The organism is Flavobacterium rivuli WB 3.3-2 = DSM 21788, from assembly GCF_000378485.1.
GTDB classification, from domain to species: domain Bacteria; phylum Bacteroidota; class Bacteroidia; order Flavobacteriales; family Flavobacteriaceae; genus Flavobacterium; species Flavobacterium rivuli.
On record NZ_KB899966.1, the window covers coordinates 560966 to 581493 of the forward strand.

General features: G+C 38.7%; 16 protein-coding genes. 5 read left to right on the top strand and 11 right to left on the bottom strand.

The window, feature by feature from the left end; genetic code table 11:
- Positions 1-238: 238 nt before the first annotated feature.
- Together F565_RS0102720 and F565_RS0102725 are read right to left on the bottom strand one after the other, a co-directional pair.
- Positions 239-634: an endonuclease domain-containing protein gene (locus F565_RS0102720; RefSeq protein ID WP_020211658.1), complete on the bottom strand. Its 396-nt coding sequence runs from the start codon at positions 632-634 to the stop codon at positions 239-241.
- 186 nt (positions 635-820) lie between these two features.
- The gene (locus F565_RS0102725; protein WP_020211659.1) at positions 821-1129 is read right to left on the bottom strand and encodes a hypothetical protein; all 309 of its coding nucleotides are present in this window, start codon (positions 1127-1129) and stop codon (positions 821-823) included.
- 98 nt (positions 1130-1227) lie between these two features.
- Between F565_RS0102725 and uvrA the strand changes: the two genes are divergently transcribed.
- The 3 genes from uvrA to F565_RS0102740 all read left to right on the top strand — a co-directional run bounded on the left by uvrA (position 1228) and on the right by F565_RS0102740 (position 6695).
- Complete coding sequence (gene uvrA, locus F565_RS0102730; RefSeq protein ID WP_020211660.1) at positions 1228-4017, top strand: excinuclease ABC subunit UvrA; 2790 nt, start codon at positions 1228-1230, stop codon at positions 4015-4017.
- A gap of 159 nt (positions 4018-4176) precedes the next feature.
- The gene (locus F565_RS0102735) at positions 4177-5973 is read left to right on the top strand and encodes an NACHT domain-containing protein (RefSeq protein ID WP_020211661.1); all 1797 of its coding nucleotides are present in this window, start codon (positions 4177-4179) and stop codon (positions 5971-5973) included.
- A 50-nt stretch (positions 5974-6023) separates the two neighbouring features.
- Positions 6024-6695 carry a DnaJ domain-containing protein gene (locus F565_RS0102740; RefSeq protein WP_020211662.1) on the top strand — a complete coding sequence of 224 codons (672 nt, stop codon included), beginning with the start codon at positions 6024-6026 and terminating at the stop codon, positions 6693-6695.
- Between the two features lie 378 nt (positions 6696-7073).
- On the opposite strand, the gene F565_RS0102745 is transcribed toward F565_RS0102740, so the two are convergent.
- Together F565_RS0102745 and F565_RS0102750 are read right to left on the bottom strand one after the other, a co-directional pair.
- Positions 7074-7574, bottom strand: coding sequence for a hypothetical protein (locus F565_RS0102745; RefSeq protein WP_020211663.1), 501 nt, complete (start codon positions 7572-7574; stop codon positions 7074-7076).
- Between the two features lie 4 nt (positions 7575-7578).
- A complete protein-coding gene (locus F565_RS0102750) occupies positions 7579-8526 on the bottom strand; it encodes a heme-binding domain-containing protein (protein WP_020211664.1) in 948 nt (315 codons plus the stop codon).
- 369 nt (positions 8527-8895) lie between these two features.
- Between F565_RS0102750 and F565_RS0102755 the strand changes: the two genes are divergently transcribed.
- Both F565_RS0102755 and F565_RS0102760 read left to right on the top strand, forming a co-directional pair.
- Complete coding sequence (locus F565_RS0102755) at positions 8896-9372, top strand: Dps family protein (protein WP_020211665.1); 477 nt, start codon at positions 8896-8898, stop codon at positions 9370-9372.
- Positions 9373-9506: 134 nt separating this feature from the next.
- On the top strand, positions 9507-10475 hold the full coding sequence (locus tag F565_RS0102760) for a hypothetical protein (RefSeq protein ID WP_020211666.1): 969 nt from the start codon (positions 9507-9509) through the stop codon (positions 10473-10475).
- Positions 10476-10554: 79 nt separating this feature from the next.
- Here F565_RS0102760 and F565_RS21110 read toward each other — a convergent pair whose 3' ends face one another.
- The 7 genes from F565_RS21110 to F565_RS0102795 form a co-directional block, all read right to left on the bottom strand.
- Entirely contained in the window at positions 10555-11238 is a 684-nt protein-coding gene (locus tag F565_RS21110) for a YoaK family protein (RefSeq protein WP_020211667.1), read from the bottom strand.
- Positions 11239-11330: 92 nt separating this feature from the next.
- Positions 11331-12365, bottom strand: coding sequence for a cupin domain-containing protein (locus F565_RS0102770; RefSeq protein ID WP_020211668.1), 1035 nt, complete (start codon positions 12363-12365; stop codon positions 11331-11333).
- Between the two features lie 484 nt (positions 12366-12849).
- A complete protein-coding gene (locus F565_RS0102775; RefSeq protein WP_020211669.1) occupies positions 12850-14010 on the bottom strand; it encodes a sensor histidine kinase in 1161 nt (386 codons plus the stop codon).
- A 280-nt stretch (positions 14011-14290) separates the two neighbouring features.
- Entirely contained in the window at positions 14291-16495 is a 2205-nt protein-coding gene (locus F565_RS0102780; RefSeq protein WP_154652517.1) for an ATP-binding protein, read from the bottom strand.
- Between the two features lie 101 nt (positions 16496-16596).
- Complete coding sequence (locus F565_RS0102785; RefSeq protein ID WP_020211671.1) at positions 16597-17292, bottom strand: LytR/AlgR family response regulator transcription factor; 696 nt, start codon at positions 17290-17292, stop codon at positions 16597-16599.
- Between the two features lie 230 nt (positions 17293-17522).
- On the bottom strand, positions 17523-17999 hold the full coding sequence (locus F565_RS0102790; RefSeq protein WP_020211672.1) for an ankyrin repeat domain-containing protein: 477 nt from the start codon (positions 17997-17999) through the stop codon (positions 17523-17525).
- Between the two features lie 213 nt (positions 18000-18212).
- Positions 18213-20483 (bottom strand): tetratricopeptide repeat-containing sensor histidine kinase, encoded by a 2271-nt coding sequence (locus tag F565_RS0102795; protein ID WP_020211673.1) that lies wholly within the window; start codon positions 20481-20483, stop codon positions 18213-18215.
- Positions 20484-20528: the final 45 nt, after the last annotated feature.

Sequence of the window (20528 nt, forward strand, 5' to 3'; positions counted from 1 at the left end):
GACTTTATTCACGTCTGTTTTGTACGACCGGGTGTAACTCGTTCCCCTCTTGAGAGGGATCAGGGGTGTGTCCTGTTGTTAAAGGGTGTGTTCTATTTATTCTAATTTTTATTTAAAACCTTATATTACAATCACATCTTCACGACCGAGTGTAGCTGGTTCCCCTCTTGAGAGGGGTTAGGGGTGTGTCCTTTTTAATGTTATTTACAAACTTTATATCCAAGCCTCAATATAGAGGTTAGAGCTGTGTTACTTTATTTAATTTTTCATATTCCAATATAAAATGCTCTATAACCCGAACTACATTCTCCGTATCCTTTAAAACCTGAAAGTCAGAGAACCGTAAAACGCTTATTCCAAACTCATTCATTTTCGCTTCCTTAACGATATCTTTATTATAAATTTCTATAAGTTCGTGCGAGTAGCCATCAACCTCGATACCAAACATCAATTCATGGCAAAAGAAATCCAGTATATAATTATCAACAGGTTTCTGCCTGTCAAAATCATACCCATACATTTGCCTGCGCTTAAGTATCTGCCATAAAATCACTTCAGCTTTTGTACTACTGTTACGCAGCTGTCGTGCCAGTTCTTTAAGATGTGGGTTGTAAGGAATTATTTTGCGTTTCATTGTTTGTTATTCATAATAGACACACCCCCTGCCCCTCTCAAGAGGGGAGCCAGCTACACTCAAACTCTAAACTCAACTAACTAGATTATTGTGATGTTGCACATACACTATAAACTTAAATTCACATCTATTTTTTACGATCGAGTGTAGCTGGTTCCCCTCTTGAGAGGGGTTAGGGGTGTGTTTTTAATCTTTACCTGTAATGGTAATGTCTAAATATTCATTTGCTATATTATTTGCCAACAGAAAGTTTAAAAATTCTGTATCTCCGTTAACTATTAGCAATTTATAAATAGTAGAATCATTTGTCATTTCTAAATCTTCAATGGCTGCTATTCTTACTGTAAGTGCCAACGACTTATTAAATGGAATATTTAAAAACCAATTTTTATTGACCTTACCCTCTTTAAGATTTCCAATTAAATAAAATTCACCTCTTTGCCTGATTACAAAACTATCTATAACTTCAAAAACCCCTTCTACAATTCTCTCCATAGTATTCATTTAACCTACCCAAATATAATAATTTCCTTCTATTTCCCTTAACATAATTCTCCCTCAAAACCCGTATCTTTGCGTATTCAATTTTCGCCATGATAAAGACCGATCTTGCTACCCTAAATCCTAAACAAAACATACTTATAAAAGGTGCGCAGCTGCACAACCTTAAAAACCTTGACGTAGCCATACCACGCAATAAGCTGGTGGTTATTACCGGTTTATCGGGGTCGGGAAAGTCGAGCCTTGCGTTCGATACACTCTATGCCGAAGGCCAGCGCCGCTATGTAGAAAGCCTTAGCAGTTATGCACGCCAGTTTTTGGGCCGTCTTGATAAACCCAAGGTAGAATACATAAAAGGCATTGCCCCCGCTATTGCCATAGAGCAAAAGGTAAATACTACCAATGCCCGAAGTACCGTGGGCACGAGCACCGAGATTTACGATTACCTTAAGTTGCTGTTTGCCCGTGTGGGCCATACCTTTTCGCCGGTATCCGGCCGTGAGGTAAAAAAAGACACGGTGACCGATGTTATAAACGAAATTAAAAAACTGGAACAGGACAGCCGCTGGCTGCTTCTTGCACCCGTACATATAGAAAATGGCCGCACCATAGAAGAGAAACTTGGTGTGCTGCTGCAACAGGGCTTTGCCCGTATACTGGTTAACAACGAAACCATAAGGCTGGATGAAATTGCCGACATTGATTTTGCCAATAAAGAGGTGCTGCTTGTAGTAGACCGTATTGTGGTAAAAGACGAGGAAGAATTTTACAACCGCCTTGCCGATGCCGTACAGACTGCCTTTTATGAAGGCAAGGGCGAAACATTTTTGCAGGAATTAAGCACCGGCAACCGCCTTGTTTTTAGCAATAATTTTGAGCTGGACGGCATTACGTTCCTGGAGCCTAATGTGCATTTGTTCAGTTTTAATAACCCCTATGGTGCCTGCCCGTCGTGCGAGGGTTACGGCAGCATTATAGGCATAGACGAAGAGTTGGTAGTGCCTAACACGGCACTGTCGGTTTTTGAGAATGCCATTTACCCGTGGAGGGGCGAGAGCATGGGCGAATACCGTAACCAACTGGTTAACAACAGTCATAAATTCGATTTTCCTGTACATAAACCTTATTTTCAGTTATCTGAAAGTGACCGTAACCTGATATGGACGGGTAATAAATATTTTACCGGGCTAAACGATTTCTTTACCGAACTGGAAGAGAAAAATTATAAGATACAAAACCGTGTCATGCTTTCGCGCTACCGTGGCAAGACCAAATGCCCTGAGTGTAAAGGCAAACGCCTGCGCCCGGAAGCCAACTATGTTAAGATTGCCGGCCGTACCATAAGCGACCTTGTAGACCTTCCTATTAAAAACCTCGCAGAATTTTTTGCTTCGCTTGAATTGTCTGACTATGATACTAACGTAGCCAAACGATTACTGGTAGAGATTAACAGCCGCATTGCTTTTTTGCAGGAAGTTGGGTTGAGCTACCTTACACTAAACCGCCGTTCGGCAACGCTGTCGGGTGGTGAGAGCCAGCGTATTAACCTTGCTACCTCTATGGGCAGCAGCCTTGTGGGGTCTATGTACATACTGGATGAGCCAAGCATAGGCCTGCACCCCAAAGATACAGAGCGCCTTATTGCCGTTCTGGAAGGCCTGCGCAAACTGGGCAACACCGTTATTGTGGTAGAGCACGACGAGGATATTATGAAAGCGGCGGACATGATCATTGACATTGGCCCCGAAGCAGGTACCCTTGGTGGCGAACTTGTCGCGCAGGGAACCTATGAGGAGATATTGAAATCTGACTCGCTTACGGCACGTTACCTTAACGGCGACCTGGAAATAAGCGTACCTAAAAAACGCCGAAAATTTAAGAACCATGTTGATGTTATTGGCGCGCGCGAAAACAACTTAAAGAATATAGACGTTACTTTTCCGCTGGACTGCCTTACCGTAATCACGGGGGTATCGGGTAGTGGCAAGAGTACGCTGGTTAAAAAAATACTGTTCCCCGCCCTGCAAAAAACACTAACGGGAGTGGGCGAAAAAGCCGGGCAGTTTACAGAACTTCGCGGTAGTTACAGCCACATTAAGCATATTGAATATGTAGACCAGAACCCTATAGGCCGCAGTTCGCGCTCTAATCCGGTTACCTATATAAAGGCGTATGATGATATCCGCGATTTATTTGCCAAACAAAAACTGTCGGGTATACGCGGGTACCAGAGCAAGCACTTTTCGTTTAACGTAGATGGTGGCCGCTGCGAAACCTGCAAGGGCGAGGGCGAAGTTACCATAGAGATGCAGTTTATGGCCGATGTGCACCTGGAATGCGAAACCTGCCACGGCAAACGATTTAAAAAAGAAATACTGGAAGTTACCTTTGAGGGTAAAAACATAGACGACATCCTGACCATGACGGTAGATGATGCCGTTGCCTTTTTTACCGAACATAAGCAAACCAAGATAATGACCAAGCTGCAGCCTTTACAGGATGTTGGCCTGGGGTATGTGCAGCTGGGGCAAAGTTCCTCTACCCTGTCGGGTGGTGAGGCGCAGCGTATTAAGCTGGCATCGTTTCTGGTTAAGGGCGTTACTAAAGAGAAAGCCCTCTTTGTGTTTGATGAACCTACTACAGGCCTGCACTTTCATGACATTAAAAAACTATTGGCATCTTTTGAAGCCCTGATAGATAAAGGCCACTCTATAATCGTGATTGAGCACAACCTTGACATGATTAAGTGCGCCGACTATATAATAGACATTGGCCCCGAAGGTGGCGAGCACGGCGGGCACCTGGTGGCGTTTGGCACGCCCGAAGAAGTGGCTAAAAACCCGAAGAGTGTTACGGGGGAATATTTAAGGGAGAAACTTTAATTTAGTTTCAGGTTTAAAGTTTAAGCTTCACTCACTCGGTGTCTGTATTTCATTATGAGCGAAGTGCAACGAAGCCGAAGAATCTCAATAATATTTTATACATTTATAAGCGGAGTAAGATTAATTTCTTGCTCCGTTTTATCTTAATTAGAAATTACTATGGCTCTAGAAACAATTTTAAAATTGCTGACAGTATTTAAAGAACCTTTATTTGCTGCAACGAATGGTGTAAAAGAAGAGTTTATTCAGGCTTTCAACAATGGTTTAATTGAGTTTTTAGAAAATTATTATGATAAATATTCCAATACAAAAACGTTTATATATAGAGATGAAAAGGCCGACTTTTATGATATTTATTACCCGGTAACGTTGAAAAATAGAGGGAAATCAATATTTAAAATTACTGATCTTAAACATCTTTTTAATAATAACGATTATATTACAATTATTGGCACTGCGGGTTCGGGAAAAAGTATGTTAATGAAGCATATATTTTTGTCAACAATTAATCAAAGCTATAAAATTCCTATAGTACTTGAGCTTAGAAATTTAAATGATTATGATGGTAGCCTATTTGATTATATTTCTGAAAGTTTGCTTAGCAATAAACTTGTGAAGTCGAAAAACTTCATCGAAAGAATTTTAAGTAAGGGAAATTTTTTGTTTTTATTTGATGGATACGACGAAATATACTCTTCAAATAAGAATAAAACGACAAATGAAATTGAAAATTTTGTTGATCTGTACAATAAAAACATATTTGTGATTACATCTCGACCTGGAGCAAATTGTGAATCGCTACAAAGATTTAATAATTTTTATGTTGAGCCATTAACAGATCAACAAATCAAAGATTTCATAACTCAACAATATAAATATCAAGATGATAAAGAATCAATTGAAAAAGTTGTAGCAGTAATTGAAAACCCACTAAATAGAGATTACAAAGATTATCTTACAAATCCATTGCTTCTATCAATGTTCATCTTTACATTTAATAATTATCCAGAACTTCCAAGAAGTAAAAATAAATTTTATTGGAATGTGTTCGACACTCTTTGTACTAAGCATGACACATTTACAAAAAAAGGATCTTGGCTTCATGAAAGAAAATCTGGTTTGTTAAATGAAGATTTTGAAAATATATTAAAATGGTTCTCCTACATAACACTTTTTAAGGGTAGATATAATTTTGATGAAAAATACTTAAAAACGAATTTTTCAGAAATTATAAAAAAATTAGATTTAAAAATTAATTTAGAAGATTTAATTTATGATCTGAATGTATCTATCTCAATTCTTATTTTAGATGGAACTGATTATACTTTTCCACATAAGTCTCTGCAGGAATATTTCTGTGCACTGCTTATAAAGGAATTAAATGAAAATCAAAAAGAAAAAATTTACACTGAAAAATTTGCCAATCTCAGTCATAACTCTACAGGGGGCAATTTAAATTTCTTTAAATTATGTTACGAGCTAGATAAATCGTCTTTCTTAAAATATTATTTAATTCCGCAAGCTAAAAATTTTTTATCGAAAATTGATAATAGTACAACTGAAAAATTAATTAAAAGCTTCATTAGAGAATTTGGATTTACAATTGAATTTCAAGAAAGTAAAAATAATAAGTGGTCAATAAAAATGATGACATATAGCCAAGTGGGTTCAGAATCTTTCCTATCATTTTTTAAAACTCAAAAAAGTATACCTGACATTATTAATCTAAATAGAGCTGAAAATATTAAGCTGATAGAAAATTATTTGAATAAGAAATCAATTAAAATTCTAATTTTAAGTAACGCTTGGAATAGAGAAATAAGAAGTTTTGTGAAGGCTACTGGCATTGATACTCACTTTAAAAATTTATTTGTTGGGATTTCAGAAGGTATTGAAAGACTTGAGGAAGAATCTAAAAGAGATAAAACTATTATTTCAGAATTGTTGGATATATAACCCTGTCATATTTTAGCAAACATCCTTAAATTGCCACTCCAATTATCCCGATGAAAGACTACTACAAAATACTGGAGGTAAAGCCCAATGCATCTCAGGCCGAGATAAAAAAGGCGTACCGGTTGCTGGCGGTAAAGTATCATCCGGATAAAAATAATGGCAGTAAGGAAAGCGAGGAACGTTTTAAGGAAATATCTGAATCGTATATTATTCTTGGCGACACCGCCAAACGCAATGCTTACGATTATACCAAAGGGAATTATAAAAACTATAACGGGCAAAACTCAGTACACGGCCAGCAAACGCCGGTAACATTCCTTATACTTTTTAAACGTATTAAAGAACGTGTTTTAAATGCCGACGGCCGCGTTAACAAGGAAGCATTGTTTAAGGTAATAAACGACTTACTGTCAGACGATACCATTAATTTTCTAATCAGCGCGCGCGATATTGCTACGAACAACCTCATTACAGACGAGATTTTAACCTGCTCTATATTTCTTGGCGAACAATTTAAAAGTGTATTGTATGCCAAGCTGCTACGCCTTTCTGACGGCGACCCCCGCTTTACCCAAAAGCTTGCATTGCTCAGCAAAAAGCACGAGGCCATTAACCTTAAAACAAGCGAAGTTGCTAACGACGCACTAAGCAGGAACTATATTATTATTTTTATACTGTTCCTGTTATTTTTTGTTGTGTTACTTGTTGTGGCAAATTTGTAAAATTGATATACCACAGCCTGTTCTACACTTTTTTACCACGAAGTGCACGAGGTTTTTCACGAAATGCACAAAGTCTACGCTTCGCTTTTAAGAACACAAAGCAGTATCTACCAATTACAACAACTTGCTTTCCATAACGTCTTTATAATTAAATTCTCTGCCATCTTGCATAATTCAATTTATAACAAATAAAAACTATCCAACTACAAGGTTGTCGTAGCTTAGTGTAACAAAATAAATTACACTAAAACAAACTTTGGCACGCAAGTTGCATTATACATTATATGAATCTGAAGGATTTATCCTGAAAGGTTTGTTAATAATTGGTTGGTTGGTTTGTTAAGTCCCGTTATCTTCGAGATAGCGGGACTTTCTTTTTTACTGCGGTAGTATACTTGCCTTTTGCCCCAGTATGTATTTAATTCTTTGTGCGGTATCTATACCGTCAGTATTCGTTTCTCTGGTAAGCAACGCACCATTAAATAGCTCAAACTTTATTTGTGGTGCAGCGGATTTTCCGGTAATGGTTACCGTTTCGGCACACAGCAAATCTCCGGGTATGCGCGCGCCAAACCAGCGCCCGTCATCTTCCTGGTTCCACGTTACAAGCGTCATCACCACCCCAACAGAATCTGCCGGAACTGCTTCCCTTGCAAACTTTTGTGCCGCCGCATTGCCATACAGCACAGCCGTAATATTCTCCCTCTTATTAATGCTGCTTGCTATTACATGCAGACCCTTACTTTTAAAATTAAAACTGTCCGGTAACGATGCCTTGGCGTTTAACTCTCCGGCATGGTTATCTGGGGTAGTGGTACATGCTGTCAGGGTTAGTGCAAAGCATGTCATAATGGCTAAATAGTTTATGTTGGGTAGCATGATGTTATTGTTTTATGGGTAATGTAAATACAAAATCGTTGTTGGCAACCGGCCTGTGGCAGTTAATGCATTCGGTGGCATAATCAGTAGTTTTGCCATACGGCTCGCGGTTAAGGGTCTTAAACCTACCCCAGCCCCAGCCTTTGGTACCGGCATATTTACCCGAATCTTTAATCATAAACTCCACCTGCTTAAAAGCTCCGGTAGTACTATTTCCCTCTTTATCCTGAATTTTATCCCAGGCTACCTTCGCTATTACTGCGCCATCCGGCCACGGGTTTATCTTATTGTCATGTATAGCTTTTATGGCAATGGCATTACCGTAAATTACCCGCATGGTGTTATTGTCTGCCCTATCGGTTGTGCTTATAATATCCCAGGAGGCATAACCGTCTACATAAGGCACGCCGGTTACAGTAACTGGCACTTTTGTCATTTTATTTACTTTAGCTGCCTGCTGCCTGCTGCGGGCATTAATCATGGCGGTATCTTCTACCTTCTCTACCATAAGCCCGGCAATATAGTGTTGCAGCACCGCTACATCCTCTTTACTTAATTTTGCACTGTGGTGCAGCGCAAGATAATTAGGCAACGGCATAGTACCTGTAGTAACCTGGTTTAGTATTTCGAACAGCTTGGCTTTTTGGTCGCCCGGCGCCAGCTTTCCCCATTCAGAAAAATTAAGCCCTGTCCTGCCCTCCTTTACATCCTGTGCCACGAGGGTATAAGCAGGCTGAACCTTATCAAACCATTTAAGTTCGGTTTTGTTAGAGTGGCAGTCGTAACACGATTTTTCAAAAATAGCCTTTACGTTTGCCGGACCTGTAAAATCGGCCACTACGGGTGGGTTAGGAATTTCGGGCCGGTAAAATTGTATTCCAATAAAGAGTATGCACAGTATGGCAAATGCTGCCAGTACCTTCTTTTTTAATGATTGTCCTTGTGTTTTCATGATTCTGAGAATTTATGTGTAAATAAACATATATAGTAAAGAGGCTGTACAGATATTTAGCCGAGTGAGGAAAAACAGTCGGTAAATGCGGCATTTGGAGCTTTGGCATTTTAAAGGTAAGCGAATATTATTTTATGCCCTGATTGTGGGTATTTACTGAATAATGTTTATTAACTTTATATAAAATTAGGGGCTTAAATGCAGGACAACCGTTTTTAACGACAGTATTTGCCTGCTCAACGATTAGTAGTAATAACGATGGTAGGTCTACCTGTACCTTTACACTACAATCACGAAAGCAAATCAACATAAAAACCAAATATCATGAGCACTACAGTCATTGAAAACAACACCGCAAAAAACAGATCTATGGAACCTAAAATTGGAATTTCTAAAGACAACAGGCAGGCAGTAGCCGACCAATTAGCTAAACTTTTAGCCGATGAGTTTGTATTGTACACCAAAACAAGAAATGCACACTGGAACATTGAAGGGCCCGACTTTCATTCAATGCACATTTTCTTTGAAGGGCAGTACCAGCAACTTGATGAATTAATGGACAGTGTGGCAGAACGTATTCGCAAAATAGGCCACTATGCACCGGGTACTTTAACGCAGGTTTTACAGCTTACACACCTTACAGAGCAGGAACAGGGCAAAAACGACAGCCTGGGCTTTATTAAGGAACTGCTGGAAGACCACGAGTCTATTATAGAATTTTTAAGGGGTAACATTAACCCGTTTGCAGAGACTTATAAAGATCTTGGTACAAGCGATTACATTACAGGGCTTATGGAAAAGCACGAAGAAATGGCATGGATGCTTAGGGCACATTTCAGGCAATAATATACGACCCAAATACATAACGCCGAATTACCTTTTGGCAATTTAACTGATGAAAAATCCAGGCCGGTAAAAACCCGGTTTTGGATTTTTTATTTTTAAGGTGCAAACCTTACAAACTATTTACTCCCCTTTTTATGATTACAACTTTACAAAAAGCACTGTTTACAGTAAGCGCTACTGCCCTTTTATGCTCATGCTCGGTTAAAAAAGACCTTAGCATAAATACCACTATGGATATTGATTACTGTTTCCCGGTAAGCTCTGAAATTGATGCACATATCATTCCGAATACGTATAATACCGATTCGCTATTGCAAAATGATACCCAGCTTAGCACACGTTACAGCAGGAAAGAAATTTTACTGGCCAATGCCACCGGTATTATCCCTGAGCTTAAAAAAGCGCTTACCCTTGCTGCCGATACCACAGGAGCCTCTGAACAGAACCTTATGCTGATGCAGTTTAAAATCCAGCAAAAAATAAACCTGATACATAATGCTATGGAAAATACTGCCGCAGAGCTGTATTGCGAGCAGGAACGTACCCGCAGGATATCTACTATTTTAATAAACAGCAACCAGAAACGAACAAATAAGTTAACGGTAGCTTCTTTAATTGCAGGAGCCGCAACAGGACTGGCGCCCGCGCTTATAGAAAAAAAGGGGCCTCAAAATGCAGTACTGCTAACCGGTGGCGTTATAACAGGGCTTGTGTCTCTGGCTTTAATTAAGAGTTCGGCAAAGACCATTAAACTTTCCTATCAAAGAAGTTTTTTAGGCGATATATGGTATGCACCTCAAAAACCAAATGCCCTGCCACAATTTATTTACCTTATACTTACCACTAAAGATTTTAATATACTGGACGGAAAGTACAGTACCCAGCAAAATATTAAGAGCCGATGGCAAATTGCAGAGCTTGGTGCCGATGTAAAAGATAAAACCATTACATTGATGTTTGGTAAAGGAGGTGATTTTAATACCGGAGACCTCAACTTAAAAATAGCTTTGCTAAACCAGCTTGAGGCAGCCATAAAATTATTAGACACCGATGTAAACTCTGCACTTACACACATGAATAATTTTAGGCCGGAGCCAAAGTAAACTAACAGTTAATATAACTTAAAAGCCAAACCCTAATAATCGCATTACGGTTTGGCTTTATTATTTGTGTAGTATTTTGTTACTGTACGCTATTACTATATTTTGTTGCCATTTGCAGTTCTGTATACGTATACAAAATAATAATAGCAGGTATAACCAGGGCAGCAAGCCCCGCCGCTTTGGCAACAATACCTCCTGCAAAGGCACCACAAAAAAATCCGCAAACTAAGATTGCCTGTTTTTTTAAATCGTTCCTGTTTACTACTCCCCGTTTTTTTATAACGTTTTCAAGGTCGATTGCTAACTGGGTTACATTGCCCGTCATTGCAGTGGTAGGCCCGTAAGACGATGCACTAAATATTCTGCTATAAGCACTTTGCAAAGACATGGCAAAAACGGTAATAAAAGTGCAAAGGTAAATATGCCATAAGGTACTTACATGCCATAAATTAAATACTACAGAAACTCCACCTGCAAGGAGCAGCAGTAATGCTTCTATTAATAATAACTTATTGGCATCTTTATTTTTACTGAATATACTTTCGGCTGTAAAAGAAGCGATAACAAATACCGGTAAGGAAATCAGCTTCAACCAGGATTTGGCATCTGCCCTGGTTAATATATCGTACACAAAAACAATAAAATTGCTTGTTATATGGGCCGAAAAAATGCCCAGTCCGCCAAAAAAAGTAGCCGCATCGCAGTACCCTGCACAAAAAGTGAGCAGTACACTTAATTGCCCAACATATTTAAACTCTTTCATATTAAAATCTCTTTTTATGAAACCGCCCTTAGTTTTTTAATTTTTAATTAAAAAACTAAGGGCGGCCTCTATTATATTGCTGTTACAGCTATCTACATTTTCACAATAAATTCGCTTTGAGACGGAAACTGGTTTACCAGCGCATCAGGGATACTAAAGTTACCTTTAAGCAACGCTTTAGGCACACCTTTAAGCCAGTCGCTAAGATCTATAGACTGATAATCGCCATTATTAAAGCCTATAAGCACGCGGCACACATCGGTGCCGGTATTTTTTATGTAGTGCCCCGCTCCCATAGGTACATAACCCGCATCTCCGGCTTCAAACTGTTCTGTAACAGCAGTATGTTCGGCAAGAAAAACAGTCATCTCTGCAGTACCGCTCAGGTAATACTGCCATTCATCGGCGTCGGGGTGCCAGTGCATTTCGCGCATGGCACCGGGCTGCAATTCTATAACACTGCCCGTCATGGTTTTGCTTATAGGAAACTCTTTAGACGTAACAATTTGCTGCGTGCCACCTCCCGGTATACGCTTAGGCTGCTGTGCATGTAACGGGTAGCGGTGCAGGCTTGTAAGCTCCGGCGCACTCCTGAAGTTAGATATCAGCGATTCATCATCAGGCACATCGCCTTTGGCAAAATACACCTCGTCTTTAGGCAGCTGGGCTACCTCTTCTAAGCTAAGCCCTAAATTTTGGGCAGCAACTTCGGGCGGAACGCACGATATAAAATCGGTTACACTAAAAGTATGCTCTTCAGAGAAATCGCCGTTATCAAATATTAGTATAAAATGGCACTCGCCCGGGCCTGTTCCCTGTATTGAGTGGCCATAACCTCTTGGGAAATACCATACATCGCCGGGGCCAAAACTATCTATGTATGTGGTACCGTCCGGGTGCACAATTGTAGTGCGGCAGTTACCCGCTACAACATACGCCCACTCCGCAGCATTAGCATGCCAGTGCAGCTCTCTCATTCCGCCCGGCTCAAGCCTCATAGATACTCCTGCAAGCCCTACCGACGCAGGAAAATCTCTAACAGATGCACCTCTTGTAATGCCGCCTTCGCCTAAATGGGGTTCTTTTTTTTCTAACTGGTAACGGAAACTTAATTTATTATCTTCCATGGTATTGTAATTTTATTGATTGGTTATTATGTTTGATTTTTTTGATCAGGCTTTTTTAATGACACACCCCCCAGCCCCTCTCAAGAGTTATCGTGTAGACACATCTCAATTATTTTTATCTCTTCTTTTGTCTTGAAACAAAAGAAGCAAAAGTTCAAGGCTCTAACTTCTTATGCTACAAAATATAAGCTTCGGCTAAATCATTTGAACTCGCTGCGCTCAAACAGCAAATGATTCTTTACGCCTCAACTTAAATTTTGCTTAACGCAACAAAGTTTAAGGCCTTAGCTTCACTCATAGGTGCATACTCTTAAATTTGATACACATTTTAAACGCTACGATTTTCTTGCTTTGGATAGTCCCGATAGCTATCGGGTGGGATGAGTACAAAAAATGTGTCCATATGATAGTCTCAAGAGGTAGCGAGCTACACTCATACCCGTATTCAATGTGTATATACACCTTTAACCAGCGGGTGGCCTTACTACAAAGGCAGGCTAAAGCCAAAAGTGGCACCTTCGCCTAAAAGGCTTTTTACCCATACCCTGCCGTTATGCCTTTCTATAATTTCTTTAGATAGAAATAAGCCAAGGCCGTGGCCTCTTGGCGCATCGGGCTGATCGATGCAAACCCTTGAGTTGCGCATAAATAATAGTTTTTGGTTTTCGGCACTAATGCCTGTGCCGTTATCTTTAACAGTTACTGTAACACCGTTTCTTGCTTTTTTGCATTTAATGTAAACGGTACTTTTTGCACCCGAAAATTTAACTGCATTTGAAATGTAGTTAGTTAGTACCTGTTTAATTTTTGTCTTGTCGCCATTTATAATAATGGCATCGCTCAACTCAGTTTTAAAGGTGGTTTCTGTATTTAAAAAAGCCATTTCGTGCACTAAGTCATTTACAAGTTCCGATACATCAAATTCTGATTTTTGCAACGTAAGCTTATTGTTTTCTATAAGCGATACATCAAGCGAATTATTTATCATACCCACCATGTTCTCTACCTGCTGGTCTGCCAGGGTAAGCATGCTTGCCGATTTTAAATCGCTGTGTTTAAAGGCTTTCTTTACCCCCATTTGCAGGCATAGCTTTATAGTACTTAGCGGCGTTTTTAGCTCATGGCTTAAAAAAGCCATTTGGTCTTTTCGCTTAATATCGGTTATTTTATCCTTGGTAATATCTGTAATTACACCGGCAATCTTTTTTGATGTACTGCTGCTTATAACTACCTTACCCGATATCCTGAACCATTTTTCGCCATCGGGAAACATAAGGCTTACTTCTTCCTCAAAGGCACTCTTTGTTTTACAAGCTTTATTTACAGCAATGGCAAAGCCACTTTGTCCGGAAATGGCAAGCTTATGTAAAAAGCTGGTAAGGGTTAATGGCTTGTGTGTGCTGTCTTTTAAAAGGAGCATAGTTACAGGGCTAAGGCTCACGTTTTTAGTCTGTAGGTCTACGCTCCATATACCAATGTTAGCTGTGGCAAGGATATTAGTTAAAAAAGAATTTTTAGCATGCAGTGATTGCAACATGGCATACTCTAAATTAAAACTGGTATTATCCTGTTTTTCAGTAACGTTTTGTTTTTGTGCTAATGGCCTTGCTGTAAAGGCTGCCGGGTTAAGTACTTGTGGTGTCATGGTAATTTATTTTTTGGTTATGATTGGTTTTGTGGTATCCTTTATTTTTTGTTAAAATTAATAATGTTGTGTGCCGGTTGAAAGTGCTAATCGGTAGACGGGCATTTACAGTCGTTGAAACAGGACTCTAAAAAAGTGAGGCTATTCCGGGCTAACCAAACCTTACTTGTATCCTTATACCAGACAGCAATACTGATGTTATTGCATAAAAAAAACAGCAGCCCTTTATGGTGCTGCTGCTACGGTAATTTGTGTTTGTTATTCTATATAAAATCCTGTTTTACAAGGCGTCGTGAAATTGCTGTGCCTCTAAGAGTGCTTTTAAACAAAGATCTTTTAAATCAGAAAAAGCTTTTGTAATATGCGCTTTATCATCAGAAAATTCGAGGGTTTCCAGTATACTTTCCAGCCTTGTGGTAAGCCCCATTATAGATACTGTTGTTTTAAGGTCGTGTGCAACGGCCCTTATTGTTTTTAAATCATCTGTAGCTATTGCAACTTCCAGTTTATTAAGAGACTGTGGCAGTAAATTAAGAAACTGGGAAGTAGCTTTCTTTTCAAAGACCGTATTGCCTTTACTTATATCTTTAAGATAAGTAACATCTATAAAATTGTTATTAGCATCAAAGTTATCAGAGGCATTTGTAACAGCCGTTTTTGTACCGGCGTTGGTAAATTTTATAATAAAGTTATATAGCTGCTGCTCTACAATAGGTTTAGAGAGGTACTCGTTCATGCCGTAACTCAGGCATTTTTCGCGTTCGCCTGCAAGGGCATGTGCTGTCATGGCTATAATGGGCACCTGTAAGTGTAACTGGTTGCGTATGTATTGTGTAGCTTCATAACCATCCATGCCGGGCATTTGTATGTCCATTAGCACCATATCATACGTATTGCTTTGCAGCATTGCTATGGCATCTGTAGCATTGCCTGCAATATCATGCTCAAAATCCCAGCTTTTAAGCAAATGCTTCATAAGGCTTTGGTTCATCTCGTTATCATCTACAACAAGGAGCCTGCTGTCCTTATTTTCTAAATTTTTAAATGAAATTATATGTGTTGCCGGTTTTTCTGTAAACTGCTCTAAAGAAACCTGGTACGGTATAACCATAGTAAACGTTGTGCCTTTACCTATGGCGCTGCTTACGTCTATACTGCCATTTTGCAGCGTTAGCAGGTCTTTTACTATGGCAAGCCCAAGGCCGGTACCACCATAATTTCTTGTGGTAGAATCTTCTGCCTGATGAAACCGCTCAAAAATACCGTTTACCTTATCTTTTTCTATACCAATGCCTGTATCGCTTATGCTTATGCCAAGCTGTATTTTATTATCTGTAATTCCTTTACTAAAAATATGAATGTGTATATGCCCTTTCTCTGTAAACTTTATGGCATTGCTTATAAGGTTAACCAGTATTTGAGTAAGGCGGGTGGCATCGCCCACAAGGGTATCGGGCACATTAGCATCTATATCAAGCTTTACGCTAAGGTTCTTTTCTTTAACTTTTTCTCCAAACAATGTTTTAATAGAATCAAAAAGGCCGCGTACACTAAATGCAGTGTTTTCTATACGCATCATGCCTGCCTCTATTTTAGAAAGGTCCAGTATATCGTTTATAATGGTTAGCAGGCTTTCTCCCGCTTTTTGTATGGCACCTACAAACTCTGCAGGTTCTTTATCAAGCTGCCTTTGCCTTAGCAAATTTGTAAAACCCAATATTGCATTTAGCGGCGTTCGTATTTCATGGCTCATGTTTGCCATAAAATTTTCTTTAATAATTGCCGCTTCACGGGCTTTTTTGTCAGATATATCTAACCGTTCTATAAGCAGGTTTTGCCTGCGTATGCGGCTTATTATAAACCATAACAACAAGAAGCCGCATAAGGTAATAAGCCCTATCATTAAGGCACCATACAGCCTGGCTTTACGGCCGCTTTCTTCTACATCCAGGCTTAGTTTGCGTATCATGCGCTGCCTGCTGTCGTATATTTTTCGTGTAAGGCTGCTAATCTCGTTAGATATGTTCCTGGCACGCGGGTTAGATATCATACTGGTATCATCCATCCTGCCGGATAGCTGATAATCATTCTGTATTGTTTTTTTGCTCTCCAGCTTGTGCAATGCCAGTACCCTTAACCTTTGTATGTAACCTTGTACTTCAAGGTCGGTATCTGCAGATTGTAAAGAGTCCAGATAATTTTCTACTTCCTGTATCTTACCATCTACCCCATCTATATGGCTTATATCATCTGTAGCTATGGCTGCACGCAGGCGGCTTTCTACCCAAATAATATCCCTTTCAATTTCCCTTAGCCTGTTTGTGGTTTGTATCTCTTTTAAAAGCCTTTCGTTACCTGTAATAAGGTTGTCCATGTTTGTTGCAGAATTGTACTGTACAATTATAAGCAATACTATACCGGTAATAAAAGAAGCAAAAATTAACGACGTAAACTGTTTGGTATTCATTCTATCTAAAAAAATCATAATGAGGGCGTTAAATTAGCAGATAAAATAAATGTTATAATAAAATAGTAGTTGAAACAGGAAAGTAACGGGTTGAATGCGGCAAAACTGTCGGTGGGATTTTACAAAACATTCATCCTTTGGTTTAAGGTCTTCCTGTAAGAATCTGCCACAGGCAAAAACTTTTTTAGTATTACCACGCCGCCATCCTGTACAGTGTCTATCTTGTTAATTGCAATAATAAAAGAACGGTGAATGCGCAGGAAAGTTTGTGCCGGCAACCGCTCCTCTACCGATTTTAAAGTGTTATGTATGGCATACATTTTATCTGTAGTATGCAGCTTTACATAATCGCCTAGTGCTTCGGCATATAAAATATCGTCTATTTTAAGACGTCTTACAATATTAGTATCCCTTATAAATATAAACTCTTCGGCAGTCATTTTAATATCTTCTTTCTGGCTGTTTAGTATATCGCGCGCCCTGCTTACAGCCTGTATAAAACGTGCCGGTACCACAGGTTTTATTAAATAATCGGCTACGTTAAGCTCAAAAGCTTCGGCCGCATATTCCTTTTTAGATGTTGTAAAAATTATTACCGGACAGCAGTCACCTAAATTTTTTGTAAGTTCCAGCCCTGTCATTTCGGGCATTTCAATATCCAGAAAAAACAGGTCTACCTGATTATCCTGTATGTAATTATAAGCTTCCATGGCACTACTGCATTCTGCAAGCACATTCAGGTCTTTAACCTGTTTTGCAAGCTCTGCAAGCATAGATCTGGCAATTTCGTTATCGTCGATGATGAGGCATTTCATGAACTGTAAATTTTGAGCGTGATATATTTAAACATTTGTTATCTAAAGAAAAAAGACAACCGTAAACCTGTATTTTGAAGTAGACAAATATAGTTTATTCAAAATAAAACCTAATAAAACATTTAGTGTAATTCTTACAGTTTTAATCGAAATTTGTTTTGAATTTTATATCCTCAAATAAACAAAAATACAATTTTACAACTCATAGATACCTACATGTTAAGACATTACTACAACAGGTAGTTATTTGCTGCAGCCACCATAAGCTCATAATTATGCACATTTTGTTGTGTGCGTGCATGGTCTAAAGCATTTTTGCCTGTATGGTCTTTCTTTAAAGGATCTGCGCCATATATAAGCAGCAGCCTTACAAGTTCCTGCTGTCCTAATAATGTTGCAAAGGTTAATGCTGTTTCGTTATTATTATTAACGCTGTGTACTACAGCACCATGTTCTATAAGCAATTTTGCAACTTTAGTGTATCCTTTAAAACAGGCTACCATAAGCGCTGTATAACCCCTGTTATCTTTCCATTCGGTATCTGCTCCTGCACTAAGTAATGCGAGTACTGCTTCGTTGTTATTATAGTTTACTGCAAGCAAGAGGGGTGTATTACCATATTCGTCGTGCTGGTTAATATTTTCACGGCCGGTATACCTTCTTACCTGTACTACATCGTTAGTGCGTGCTGCCTGAGTTAGTTTCATAGTGGTAAGTTTTATATTAACACTGTCATAGCAAACAAAGTACCAAAGGAAGTAAACAAATGATATTCAGTAATTTAAAAAAATAACGCAATTATTTTATTTACGTTATTTCGTAATTTTATAAATTCTTTAAGTTAATTTTCGTAAATATTAACACCGCTACAAATTTAAATACATAACAAAACTTTACTCACTTAGGATATTTTTGTAATTTTAAACAGGCACAGTAACATCAATTTTGCCTAAATTGTTATTTTTTGTAAAAGTTATAGCTACGTTTACACCATTATCATTTTTAATAGAGAACGATCCGTCGAGTTGTTGGCTTAAGCCGGCCATTAAATTCATGCCTAACGAATTACTGTTTTGTAAATCAGCATTTTCAGGCAGCCCCACGCCATCATCGGCCACTATAAGCTGGTAGTTAGTGCCTTCAGTTCTTTTTAGAGAAATTTCTATCGTGCCCCTGTCTTTATCCGGAAATGCATATTTTATGGCATTGCTTATAGCCTCGTTTAATATAAGCCCCAGCGGTACAGCCTGTGCTACATCAAGTTCTACAGCTTCGTTATCAAGTATAAATTTTATTTTTTTATCGCTGCCCAGGCATTCTTTTAAGTAACTAACCAGTTCGTTTATGTACCATGACATATTTATACTGGCAAGATTTTCTGACTGGTATAAACGCTGGTGAATTAAAGACATGGCATGCATGCGGTGCTGGCTGTTTTGTATGGCGGCCAGTGCCTCTTTATTTTCCAGGAACGAAGACTGTGTGTTTAAAAGGCTTATTACTATTTGCAGGTTATTTTTTACCCTGTGGTGAATTTCTTTAAGCAGCCATTCTTTCTCGGTAAGCAGTTTTTTTAGCAGGGCATTTTGTTCGTCTATCTGCTGCCTTTTTAATTCAAGTTTTTTATTGGTGCGCTGTTTAAGCCTGTAAGCATAATATAAAAGCCCTATAAACAGGGTAGATAATAGCAACCCGCCTGCAAACACATACTGTATTATTGTGCTGTTATGCAATTTAGACTCCTGAAGTTTAGACAGCTCTTTCAGGACAATAATATTTTTATCTTTTTTCTCTGTTTCATACTGTATTTGCAAGGCACTTACCTGTTTTGTCCTGCTAACACTAATGGTTGAATCTCGTAAATAGTGGTATTTTTTTAAATGATCTATTGCTCCCGAAAGATTTCCGCTGGCAGAATCGCTTTTAAAGTATGAAAACTCCATCTCGGCAAGGCCATGCAGGTATTTGTTCCCTACACAATAATTTTTATATTCTTCAAGGTATTTATAGGTCCTGGTAACCTGCCCGGTTTCGCGCAGGTAGGTAATTATACCTTTGTAAAGGTAACCCCTGTATATATTTGCATTGGTAGTTGTGCCATATTGTTGCAGTAGTTTGTTGTAATATATTTTAGCATTATTGTAGTCTTTTATCCTTAAGTAGCATATTGTAAAGAATTGGTTAATAACAACCTGAACATCTGAATTATCAGACGGGTATTTAGTAACTGCAATGTTTAACAAATCTATAGCTTCCCTGTCCCTGTGCTTCCTGTATAAAATAGATGCTATATTATGGCTAAGTTCGTTTACTGCCCTGTTGTCGTTATGCTGGTAGGCAACATTCAATGCCTTTTTAAAGTAAACGAGAGCCTCTTCAAAATTCTTTACATCAAAATAAATTAAGCCTACATGATTATAAATCATGCAAAGCTGCATAGAATTGTCGTGAAGGTCTTCGGCTGTTTTAACCGCCATGAGGGCATACTTTATGCTTAGGTCATTATTGTTAGATAGCCGGTATGCATCTGCCATATAAATATATACACCTTGTAATCGCTTAAATTTTATGTTTTTGTATATAGCAAGCGACTCTTGTAAAAGATGAAGTGATTTATTAAGGTCGCTTTTTGCCTGGTATAGATCAGAGAGATCTATAAGTGTATTAGCCTGCTTTTCTTTAGACCCTGATTTCTTATATAAGCCTATGGCAAGGTTTGTATATTTTATTTGCTTTTCTATGTCTTTTTCGTCCTGAGTAAGGTGGTTTCTTAACTCCAGGTACGTATCTCCTTTTAGCACAGGCATATTATTTACAGTAAAATAAGTAAGCGCATTATTTGCCACTTGCCATGCCTTTTTTTTATTGCCACCTTCCCTGTAAATCCTGGCATCCTGTAAAATGCTGCGCCCAATACCGGCTTTGTAATGCAGAGTTTCACTAAGGCTTCGGGCTTCATTAGTATAAGCGCGGGCACTATCAAGGTCTATTTTATATTCGCCTTCTTTGTATAGAGAATATTTTCCCAAAGCCAGTAGCAAGGTTACTTTTTTAGTATTGTCATTACTGCCCTCAAGTTGCTGCTTAAGCTTTGCGACTTCTTGCGGAGACTGTGCATTTACACTAATAGTGGTTGATAGTAATAGCAACAAGCCATAAAACACACCCCGAACATTTACTTTGCTAACCATTTTTAAAATGCATTAAATGAAAACTACAACGATATAGATATTTTC

Bases quoted from the DNA above. Each gene is read 5' to 3' on its own strand.
- F565_RS0102720 (WP_020211658.1), bottom strand. From the start codon at position 634: ATGAAACGCAAAATAATTCCTTACAACCCACATCTTAAAGAACTGGCA.
- F565_RS0102725 (WP_020211659.1), bottom strand. From the start codon at position 1,129: ATGGAGAGAATTGTAGAAGGGGTTTTTGAAGTTATAGATAGTTTTGTA.
- uvrA (WP_020211660.1), top strand. From the start codon at position 1,228: ATGATAAAGACCGATCTTGCTACCCTAAATCCTAAACAAAACATACTT.
- F565_RS0102735 (WP_020211661.1), top strand. From the start codon at position 4,177: ATGGCTCTAGAAACAATTTTAAAATTGCTGACAGTATTTAAAGAACCT.
- F565_RS0102740 (WP_020211662.1), top strand. From the start codon at position 6,024: ATGAAAGACTACTACAAAATACTGGAGGTAAAGCCCAATGCATCTCAG.
- F565_RS0102745 (WP_020211663.1), bottom strand. From the start codon at position 7,574: ATGCTACCCAACATAAACTATTTAGCCATTATGACATGCTTTGCACTA.
- F565_RS0102750 (WP_020211664.1), bottom strand. From the start codon at position 8,526: ATGAAAACACAAGGACAATCATTAAAAAAGAAGGTACTGGCAGCATTT.
- F565_RS0102755 (WP_020211665.1), top strand. From the start codon at position 8,896: ATGGAACCTAAAATTGGAATTTCTAAAGACAACAGGCAGGCAGTAGCC.
- F565_RS0102760 (WP_020211666.1), top strand. From the start codon at position 9,507: ATGATTACAACTTTACAAAAAGCACTGTTTACAGTAAGCGCTACTGCC.
- F565_RS21110 (WP_020211667.1), bottom strand. From the start codon at position 11,238: ATGAAAGAGTTTAAATATGTTGGGCAATTAAGTGTACTGCTCACTTTT.
- F565_RS0102770 (WP_020211668.1), bottom strand. From the start codon at position 12,365: ATGGAAGATAATAAATTAAGTTTCCGTTACCAGTTAGAAAAAAAAGAA.
- F565_RS0102775 (WP_020211669.1), bottom strand. From the start codon at position 14,010: ATGACACCACAAGTACTTAACCCGGCAGCCTTTACAGCAAGGCCATTA.
- F565_RS0102780 (WP_154652517.1), bottom strand. From the start codon at position 16,495: ATGATTTTTTTAGATAGAATGAATACCAAACAGTTTACGTCGTTAATT.
- F565_RS0102785 (WP_020211671.1), bottom strand. From the start codon at position 17,292: ATGAAATGCCTCATCATCGACGATAACGAAATTGCCAGATCTATGCTT.
- F565_RS0102790 (WP_020211672.1), bottom strand. From the start codon at position 17,999: ATGAAACTAACTCAGGCAGCACGCACTAACGATGTAGTACAGGTAAGA.
- F565_RS0102795 (WP_020211673.1), bottom strand. From the start codon at position 20,483: ATGGTTAGCAAAGTAAATGTTCGGGGTGTGTTTTATGGCTTGTTGCTA.